The organism is Methylophaga sp. UBA4204 (genome assembly GCF_002379485.1).
Taxonomy (GTDB): Bacteria; Pseudomonadota; Gammaproteobacteria; order Nitrosococcales; family Methylophagaceae; genus Methylophaga.
Window position 1 is genome coordinate 25135 of sequence record NZ_DFTU01000037.1, and the last position, 9739, is coordinate 34873.

General features: G+C 46.2%; 8 protein-coding genes. 6 read left to right on the forward strand and 2 right to left on the reverse strand.

Features of this window, described 5'->3' with window-relative positions:
• Both B3182_RS05235 and B3182_RS05240 read right to left on the reverse strand, forming a co-directional pair.
• Positions 1-287, reverse strand: a 287-nt coding sequence (locus B3182_RS05235) for an ATP cone domain-containing protein (protein ID WP_292751857.1), incomplete at its 3' end; no start/stop codon positions are given.
• Positions 288-614: 327 nt separating this feature from the next.
• Positions 615-1139, reverse strand: coding sequence for a hypothetical protein (locus B3182_RS05240; protein ID WP_292356933.1), 525 nt, complete (start codon positions 1137-1139; stop codon positions 615-617).
• Positions 1140-1459: 320 nt separating this feature from the next.
• Here B3182_RS05240 and B3182_RS05245 point away from each other — a divergent pair, with 320 nt between their 5' ends.
• The 6 genes from B3182_RS05245 to B3182_RS05270 form a co-directional block, all read left to right on the forward strand.
• Entirely contained in the window at positions 1460-2857 is a 1398-nt protein-coding gene (locus B3182_RS05245) for a cytochrome ubiquinol oxidase subunit I (RefSeq protein ID WP_292356931.1), read from the forward strand.
• Positions 2857-3855 (forward strand): cytochrome d ubiquinol oxidase subunit II, encoded by a 999-nt coding sequence (gene cydB / locus B3182_RS05250; RefSeq protein ID WP_292356929.1) that lies wholly within the window; start codon positions 2857-2859, stop codon positions 3853-3855. Before B3182_RS05245 ends, cydB begins: the two co-directional genes overlap by 1 nt.
• 201 nt (positions 3856-4056) lie before the next feature.
• Complete coding sequence (cydD, locus tag B3182_RS05255) at positions 4057-5736, forward strand: thiol reductant ABC exporter subunit CydD (protein ID WP_292751860.1); 1680 nt, start codon at positions 4057-4059, stop codon at positions 5734-5736.
• A gap of 2 nt (positions 5737-5738) precedes the next feature.
• Entirely contained in the window at positions 5739-7430 is a 1692-nt protein-coding gene (locus tag B3182_RS05260) for an amino acid ABC transporter ATP-binding/permease protein (protein WP_292356925.1), read from the forward strand.
• Positions 7431-7560: 130 nt separating this feature from the next.
• Positions 7561-9306, forward strand: coding sequence for a ShlB/FhaC/HecB family hemolysin secretion/activation protein (locus B3182_RS05265; protein ID WP_292356923.1), 1746 nt, complete (start codon positions 7561-7563; stop codon positions 9304-9306).
• Positions 9307-9347: 41 nt separating this feature from the next.
• A partial coding sequence (locus B3182_RS05270) for an ESPR-type extended signal peptide-containing protein (RefSeq protein ID WP_292751863.1) occupies positions 9348-9739 on the forward strand: 392 nt, incomplete at its 3' end.

Genomic DNA, 9739 nt, shown 5'->3' on the forward strand with positions numbered 1-9739 from the left:
CGCATCAAAGCAAGTTCAACCTGATCCTGAATATCTTCGATATGTACGGTGCCGCCATCATCCAGACGTCGCAGCAGATTTTCACTTACCTGACGGGTAAGTTCGGCAACGGTTTCATGAATACGTCGGCTATCTTTGGCTGCTTCACCTTCAACGGCTAAGAATGCCTTGGTCAACGCAACAGCAATTTTGCTGCTATTGAACTCAGTGACTTTGCCGTTACGACGAATAACTTTGTAACCGGTTTCAGAGGAGGGTTGGGTGTAGTGTTCTGCTTCGCTCGCCATAGTGATTTTCCCTGCATTGTGTGGTAAGACTTAAAAAACGGCAAACCACAACAAATTGTGGTCGCAACATGATTGAACCACAAGATAATGTGTTTTTAAAGACTTAGCAAGGGGATAAGTTGCACATAAATTGTGCATTAGATGTGGATAACTTTGGGATGATCAGGCGGTAACTAAGATGCCATGCGCGATCACCGAAATAGATCCAATTTGGTGAATAAAAAAAATATTTTTTTGTTTAAAGGCTGTTAGGTAAAAATTTGCTGGGCATTATTCCCAACGAGCCGGAAAGGACCGACTCGTTGGTTGAATAAGTGGACGGAAAAATCAAAATGTTTCACTGATGGAAATGGCTGATCCTTCCAGCAGGTCTTTGATCAAATCAATTTCTTCATGATCATCGGTTTGCACAATCACTGTCCAATGATTTTCATGACTGGCTTCAACTGTTTTGGTAATTAAGGGATCATGATCGGGACGTATTGATACAGCACCGGCGATCATCATGCCAAAGGTCAAACCGAAAAAGATAAAAACCAGATAAGTGAATAACGGACTGGACTGAGTCATTTCGGGGCCACTGATGACCAGGGCAGTTGCTATGATTAAACCGAGTATCATCCCAATAAGGCCCAACCAGCCATGTGATTTCACTATGGTTTTGGCAATACCATGACTTTCTGGTTCGATTTTTTTGCTGATATTGTTGTCTTCAGGTTTGACGATATTGATGACCGTAGGCGAAATACCATTATTGACGAGTTTTTGCTTTGCAGCATTCGCTGAGTCTTTATCTCCAAAAACTGCAGCAACTCGACCAGTATGTTTTTCATCTTGAATTTCTACTTCCATATTCTTTCCTCCTGAGATACATGAAACGTTATTTCATTCGGTAAATTCGTATACCAGACTATCGTTGTTATCCTGATAAAGAAAGTATCCCAATGCCAATAAATCTTCATGTGCTTACATAAAGCACTCTATAAAAGTGACAAGTCTCATCTTAAACAATTCATTTCTGACAATGCTTAACCTATGTTTAAGTAGGGTTATTTATCGAAATTCCAAAAAAATTGATCTTAATCATTTTTGTGTCGCACTTCCTATGATATTTGTAGTCAGTAAACAGGCCATTCCCGGCTTTTGTAGCTGACCAAAAAAACGGAGGCACCATGGAACTCGACCCGCTAATACTGTCACGAATTCAGTTTGCATTCGTGGTGTGTTTTCATGCCATATTCCCAGTCTTTACGATTGGCCTGGCAAGTTTCATCGCTGTATTGGAAGCGTTGTCATTTAAGACCGGTAATCCAATCTGGCAGCGATTGTCGAAGTTCTGGATTCAGGTATTTGCCGTGGTATTCGGAATGGGCGTGGTCTCGGGCATAGTGATGTCATTCCAGTTTGGTACCAACTGGAGTAACTTTTCCTACGCAACCGCCAATTTCCTCGGGCCAGTGCTCAGTTATGAGGTTGTGACAGCGTTCTTTCTGGAAGCAGCCTTTCTTGGTGTGCTGTTATTTGGTCGGGATAAAGTCCCACAAGGCGTGCATTTATTTGCGGCCATCATGGTGGCCTTAGGTACCTTTATCTCTTCTTTCTGGATTCTCGCCGCTAATTCGTTAATGCATACACCAGATGGACTGGTACTTCGCGATGGGCTCTATTATGTGGCGTCCTGGCGCGACTCAATTTTCAATCCTTCCTTTGGTTACCGCTTTATGCATATGGCACTGGCGTCATTTTTGACGGCTTCATTTGTAGTCGCGGGGGTAACTGCCTGGTTCATCATGCAAAAACGGGAGTTGGAAGCCAATAAAAAAGCACTTTCAATTTCCTTGTGGTTGATTCTGATCCTGGCGCCTGCACAAGTGTTGGTGGGGGATTTCCATGGCTTGAATACCTTGAAACACCAGCCAATGAAAGTCGCGGCGATGGAAGGTAACTGGGAGACCGGAACCGGTGTGCCTTTGTTGCTCTTTGCCTTGCCGGATCAGGAAAATCAGCAGAATCTTTTTGAAATTAAGATTCCTAAACTGGCCAGCTTTATCCTGACCCATGAATGGGATGGTGAAGTGCCTGGATTAAATGAAGTGGCGCCGGACAAACAGCCACCGGTATTTATTGTGTTCTGGGCCTTTAGAGTGATGGTAGCAATGGGAATGTTGATGGTATTGTTTGGCCTGGCAGGACTCTGGTTACGCAGAGGCGGGCGCTACCTGGAAAACAGAACCTTCCTCAATGGCTTGCGGGTGATGAGTCTGTCACCGTTTATTGCCGTGTTATCGGGCTGGATCGTGACCGAAACTGGTCGGGCACCGTGGTTGATATATGAACAGATGACTCACGCGCAAGGGTTAACCCCTTCATTAACTGGAGGTATGGCTTTGTTTACGCTGATTGGTTATATCGCAGTGTATGCCATGGTGTTCAGTGCTGGGGTGTTTTATCTGATGACAGTATTTCGCGGCGGACTGGAAACGGCCAAGGCTGAACATGTTGATTCAGATGTTGAAAAAGCTCAACGGCCAATATCTGCTGCCAATGCCAATTTAGAAGGAGGTCTGTGATGGATCAGCCATTCGATTTAGTAGTTATCTGGGCCGGAATTATTGGCTTTGCGGTAATGATGTATGTATTGATGGATGGATTTGATCTGGGGCAGGGCATTTTGTATCCCTTCGCCCCGGATGATCATTCACGCGACATTATGATGAACTCTGTGGCACCGGTATGGGACGGCAATGAAACCTGGCTGGTGTTAGGCGGTGCGGGATTACTGGCTGCCTTTCCACTGGTTTATTCGGTGTTTCTGCCTGCCTTATATATAGGCGTGTTTTTGATGTTGGCAGGCTTGATTTTCCGTGGCGTTGCGTTTGAATTTCGCTTTAAGGCGAATACCACCAAATACTTATGGGATTGGGCCTTTGCCGGTGGTTCGTTTGTGGCAGCATTTGCACAGGGAGCTGTGGTCGGGGCCTATGTTCAGGGGTTTGAAACCAGTAACTTTGTGTATGTCGGTGGTGCATTGGACTGGTTAACGCCCTTTACTGTTATTACTGGCTTAGGTCTGGTCGCAGGTTATGCCTTATTGGGCAGCACCTGGCTGATTATGAAAACGGAAGGTGAACTGCAACAGTGGGCATACAAAATTACCCCAATTTTGTTGATAGCGGTATTGGCGGTGTTTGGTGTTGTCAGCTTATACACACCGTTTGTTGATCAAGGCGTACTCAACCGGTGGTTTAATGGCGTTTCAATCATCTGGTTATTGCCAATATTAGCGCTTTACTGTGCCTTTCTGGTGTTCCGCGCTGTAAAAAAACAACAGGAAGGCATGCCGTTTGTGGCAACCATGGGATTGTTTTTATTCACCTATCTCGGCCTGCTCGCCAGTAAATGGCCTTATCTGGTGCCACCCGATTACACGCTATGGGATGCCGCCTCGGCCTATGAATCACAACTGTTCCTGTTGCTGGGGTTCCTGTTTGTGATTCCGTTTGTACTGGGCTATATCGCCTGGTCATACTATATTTTCCGTGGCAAGGTGAAAGGTGGTTATCACTAATTCCTAGTCACGACCGCCCAGACAAATTGCTTCCAACACGACGCAAATGCTGAAATTTAGGTACTCTTCCTAAGCAGGTACCAACGTTGTTGGAGGCAGTTGGTCTTAATACCCTGCGGAATGCGTCTGTACCATAGCGTTTGAAGACATTCGCGCACGCGCCTTAATACAGGCGTATTTTCAGTTATTGAATAGGCGGCTATGAAAGATCAACAGGCCCTGAATAAAGCCGGACGTTTCTTACTAAAACAGCTTACCCAAAAGCAGCGAAGCAGATTGCTTCTGGCTGTTTTTATGGGCGTGTTGGCGACCGTTGCAATGATTATGCAATGGTATGCTCTCCCACAACTGACCTATGATTTAATCATCCAGCAGCAACCACTCGTTGAGCAATCCATGTTGATTTTGCTGATGGTGCTGAGTCTTATTTTACGAACGGTACTAATCAGAGCTCAGGAGCATTACTCCCAACTGGGCAGTCTGCATGCCCGAGAATTTTTACGGGAGCAGGTCCTCAATGGTTGGCGACAAACCAGTGCGTTAATCCATAGTCAACGTTCTCCCGGTGCAGCGGCCAGCCAGTTGATTGAAGATGTTGAGTCGATGGATGGCTATTTCGCCCGATTCTGGCCGCAACAATTGCTGGCATTGCTGACACCGCTGTTGATTTTAATAGTGGTGTTTTATTACAACTGGCTGGCTGCACTGTTTTTACTGGTGGCGGCACCGTTAATTCCGTTATTTATGATGCTGATAGGTTGGGGAGCTGAAGCGGTCAATCAACGCTTTTTTTACCAACGCCAGCGTCTGGCCGGACATTTTCTGGATCGCGTCAAACATCTCACCACGTTAAAACTGTTTGCAGCAGAGAATGAGGCTTTAACAGAAGTCGAAGAGAGGAGTCAGGATTATCGTCAGGTCGTGATGAAAACCCTGAAGCTGGCCTTTCTCTCATCTGCCGTTCTGGAGTTCTTTACCAGCGTCGCCATTGCCAGTATTGCCATCTATATAGGTTTTGCTCTGTTTGGCTCCATCACCTGGGGCCCGGCGGCAGATATCACATTATTCAGCGGTTTATTTATTCTGTTGCTGGCCCCCGAGTTTTTTCAGCCCTTACGAAATCTATCCCAGTTCTATCATGACCGTGCCGCGGCAATGGCAGCCGCCTCACATATTGCGAAACATTTACCCGACGACGCTACTAAGTCTCCAGCAGAGGATGTTTTTGAACTCACTGCAGACGATTCCTCTTCGATGTTAATTGCCACCGATCTGTGTATCGGTTATCAGCCTGGGGATGTTCTTCAGGACCCTATCAATCTTAAGTTGAGTAATGGGCAGTGTCTGGTGATTAACGGTCCATCCGGCTGTGGCAAGACCACGCTATTGCATACCTTGGCCGGTTATCTGCCTCCGTTATCCGGCAAAGTGCTTTTAAATAACCAGCCGATGGGAAAGGAAGCGATTCGTTATCTGCCTCAAAAACCGTGGATCATTAACGGCAGTTGGGCAGATAACCTTGCCGTATTGGCCCCAGATGCAACCGAAAAGGAAATGCATAAGGTATTAAGTCAGCTAGGTTTTGAAAGTTTAATTTTATATAGAAACAAAGGTTTAGACAGTCAACTTAATGAACATGGTGAAGGACTGTCAGGAGGGCAATTGCAACGTCTGGCACTGGCAAGAGTGTTACTTTCACCAGCACCATTGGTATTGCTTGATGAGCCGACGGCCAGTTTGGATGCAGAAAGTCGTCAATATGTTCTGGCGGCGCTTACTGCATTAAAACCGCAGTGTATTTTAGTAATTTCCAGCCACGATGCCGATGTCTTGGCACTAGCCGATCACCAGTTGCAGTTTGCCCGTCGGGAGAATGACTAACGATGTCTAGCCATTCTCAAAATAGTGTTGCGCCACTCAAGTTCTGGTTAATCAAAGTGCTGCAAAACCAGAAAAAGCGCTTAATCATCTCTTTACTACTGGCTTTATTAACGGCTATTTCCGCCATGGGGTTATTAGCGTTGTCTGGTTGGCTGATTACGGCTACGGCCATCACCGGTCTGGCGATAACCGCTGGCACTGCCGTCTTGTTGGATATCTACCGACCGGGTGGAGGCATTCGGTTTTTTGCGTTAAGTAGAACAGTGGGACGGTATTTTGAACGTCTGCATAGCCACGATATGGTGTTAAGAGTCATTGCCGGATTTCGACTAACCCTGTTTATCGGCCTGATGGACTTGCCGGTTCAGCTACTGCGAAATACTCAGGATAGTGAATGGCTGAGTAGGTTAACTACGGATCTGGATAATCTCGATAGCCTGTTATTAAAGTTACTGTTACCCCTAATGGTTGTGCTATCCAGCGTGCTATTCCTTGCTGTGTTTATCAGTTTTTTCTGGTTAACGCTGGGGCTGGTTTTTGGGGTTGTCACGCTGTTGTTGGGGAGTATTTATTTCAGCTTTTTTACCCGGAAAACCTCGCAGATAAGTAGCGATTATGCCCGGCAGATTAACCAGGCCCGCTCACAAACCATAGAGCATCTTCAGGGCCAGCTGGAACTTCAGGCGGCGCATCTGCAACAAGCGGAGCAAGCAAGATTAGTCAGTTCATTGAGTGAGATTGGCGAGTCACAGCTAAAACTGAATCGACATATTGCCAACGCACAGTTAATAGTGAATATCTGCCATGGGCTGCTGGTCATCGCCGTAGCAATTGCAGCGTTATTTGCTTACCAGAATCAGCTTTTCAGTGGACCGGTCGCCGTCATGTTGTTTCTGGCCGTATTTGGATTGGGTGAGTTACTGTTAAACCTGCCAGGCCAGCTGGGGCAGTGGGGCAGAACACGTTATGCCGCTGAACGCCTACAACCCCTGGCAGAGCATTCAGCTTCAGATAAATTGACGCTGGCAGAGCTTGAACGATTGTCGATGATGGTGGCAGATTACCCCAAAGTTATCAGTAGCATAGACACCGCTTTTGCTTTTGAACTTAATCCATCTGAATGTCTGTTAATCAGTGGCCGTTCTGGAAGCGGCAAGTCGACAATAGCCAATATAATGGCAGGCCTTGAAATACCAGACTCATTTATAACGCCATATCAGTTGTTGATAAACGGCATTCCATTGCGAATCGACCAAACACAAGCTTGGCATAAGCAGATTGGTTATCTGACTCAGCAAAACAGCATTATCGCCGCAACGTTATATAGCAATCTGACACTGGGGCTGGATGAAGTCGACGAACAACAACTTTGGAAGGCACTGACTTTAGTCGAGTTGGATGATTGGGCCAAACAACTGCCAGCTGGATTACACAGCTGGTTGGGTGATACCGGAAGCCAACTATCAGGTGGTCAGGCCCGAAGGATCTGTCTGGCAAGACTTTTATTAAAAGAGTCGAAACTGATCTTGCTGGATGAGCCATTTAACGGCATTGATGTAGAGATGGCAGAACGCATCTGGCAGTGTTTGTATCCGCAATGGCAGGATAAAATGCTTATCGTGCTGATGCATGAAAGGCCAGCGTTTTTCCCAGCAGTTGATAATAAGCAAATGTTTGAAATCAATCTGGATTAAAGATAATCGGTTATCCATAAAAATTTTAACTGGCGCACACTTTTGTCATTCCATGTCGATTGAGCGTTGCCTGTGTCTTTGCTCTTGAATTACTATTTCTGGTAATTGAAAGGACTTCAAGAAGAAAAAAATGGAATTTCGTCATGGAAGACGAGCACCCTATCTTCGGGTAGGGGCGTTTGTTATATGGAATTTATTTTCTCTAGCAGCTTATGCTGGTGCTACGGTTATCGATCGTGCCGCACAAGAGCAACTGCTACAGCAAGAGCGCGAGCGTCAGCTTCGCGAGCAACAGGAAATCTCTCCTGATGTACGAATACCAAATCCAGCTTCTCCGCCAGAGCTCCTCGTTTATCCAGACAGTGAATCTCCCTGTTTTTCTATCACCAATGTCTCACTGATTGGAGAAAGCGCTGCAGAATTTCAGTTTGCTTTATCTGCCGTAACGGATGGCAATGATTCCGCCATAGGAGGTTGCCTTGGGGCACAAGGCATTAATGTCGCAATGAGCCGTATTCAAAATGCCATTATTGCGCGGGGCTTTGTAACTACCCGGGTGCTGGCAGCTCCACAGGATATTAAATCCGGTTTATTACAACTTACGGTGATACCCGGCAGAGTCAGGAAGGTTCACTTTGCTGAAGGCGTATCTGCAAGAGCGACCAGATGGAATGCGATCCCTGTTCAACGCGGAGACATTCTGAATCTGCGGGATATTGAGCAAGGTCTGGAGAATTTTAAACGAGTACCCACTACTGAAGTCGATATCCAGATAGAGCCGGCAGAAGGGCCAGATGCTGTGCCTGGTGAAAGTGATGTGGTGATTCAATATCAGCAGCGTTTTCCATTTCGACTGACTATCAGCGCTGATGATGCCGGGTTCGATTCCACCGGAAAATATCAGGCTGGCGTTACCTTGTCTGGTGACAATTTACTGATGCTCAATGACTTGTTCTACGTCAATTCCAACCATGATCTGGGTGGGGGCGAATCAGGCAAACGTGGATCTGACGGCCAGACTATTCATTATTCGTTTCCCGTTGGTTACTGGTTATTCGGCTTGAACACTTCCAACTATGACTATCATCAAGTGGTGTCCGGTATTAATCAATCCTACACCTACAGTGGTCACAGCCAAAACTCGGATATCAAGGCCAGTCGTCTCATATATCGCAATGCTATCAATAAAACCTATCTTTCATTTCGCGGGTTCTTCAGAAAATCCTCTAACTACATAAACGATACAGAAATTGAAGTGCAAAGACGCCGTACCGCGGGCTGGGAGTTCGGTTTCCGTCAAACCTGGTATTTAGGACAATCGCTGCTGGATTACAAATTAGCTTACAAGCGGGGGACTGGAGCAATGAATGCTCTCAAGGCGCCTGAAGAAACCTTTGATGAAGGGACTTCACGTATGGAAATACTGACGGCTGACCTCGGTTTCGACTTGCCATTTTCTGTTAAAGCTCCATGGGGTGAGCAGGCTCTGCGTTACTCAACCCAATTTCGTGGCCAATATAATTTCACACCATTAACACCACAGGATCGCCTGTCTATCGGTAATCGTTACACCGTTCGGGGCTTTGACGGTCAATGGAATTTAAGTGCGGATAACGGCTGGTTCTTACGTAATGACCTAAGCGCATTGATCGGCAATACGGGGCAGGCAGTTTACTGGGGGCTGGACTATGGCGAAGTCGGCGGTCAATCCAGTGATCTTTTACTAGGTAGGCAGCTGGCAGGAATCGTAATGGGGTTAAGAGGGGTCTTTGGCGGATTTAGTTATGACGTGTTTATGGGAAAAGCACTTAAAAAGCCCAGAGGGTTTGAAACAGCTAGTACGGCAACAGGTTTCAATTTGAACCTGACCTTTTGATTTATGTTTCGTTGAATCATCTGAGATAAGGGATTAACAAGATGAACAAAAATAAATTCAGGGTGGTGTTTAACAGAGCACGCGGTTTGATGATGGTGGTTGCAGAAAACGTCGGATGTCACTCTTCGGGAAGTAACCCTATCGTACCAACAACACCTTGCGCTATGGTCCTCGCCACTCTGCGCCCATTGATTTTCTCAATGCTTGTCATCAGTAGTCTGGTAATAATGACAAGCCCAACCTATGCAGACATCATTGCCGATCCAAATGCCCCAGCCAATCAGCAACCGATTGTTAATGAAACAGCAAATGGCTTGCCACTGGTCAATATTCAGACCCCCAGTGCTGCAGGTGTCTCACGTAACACCTATCGCCAGTTCGATGTAAAGTCGAAAGGCGCTATCCTCAATAACAGCAATAAAAATACCCAAAC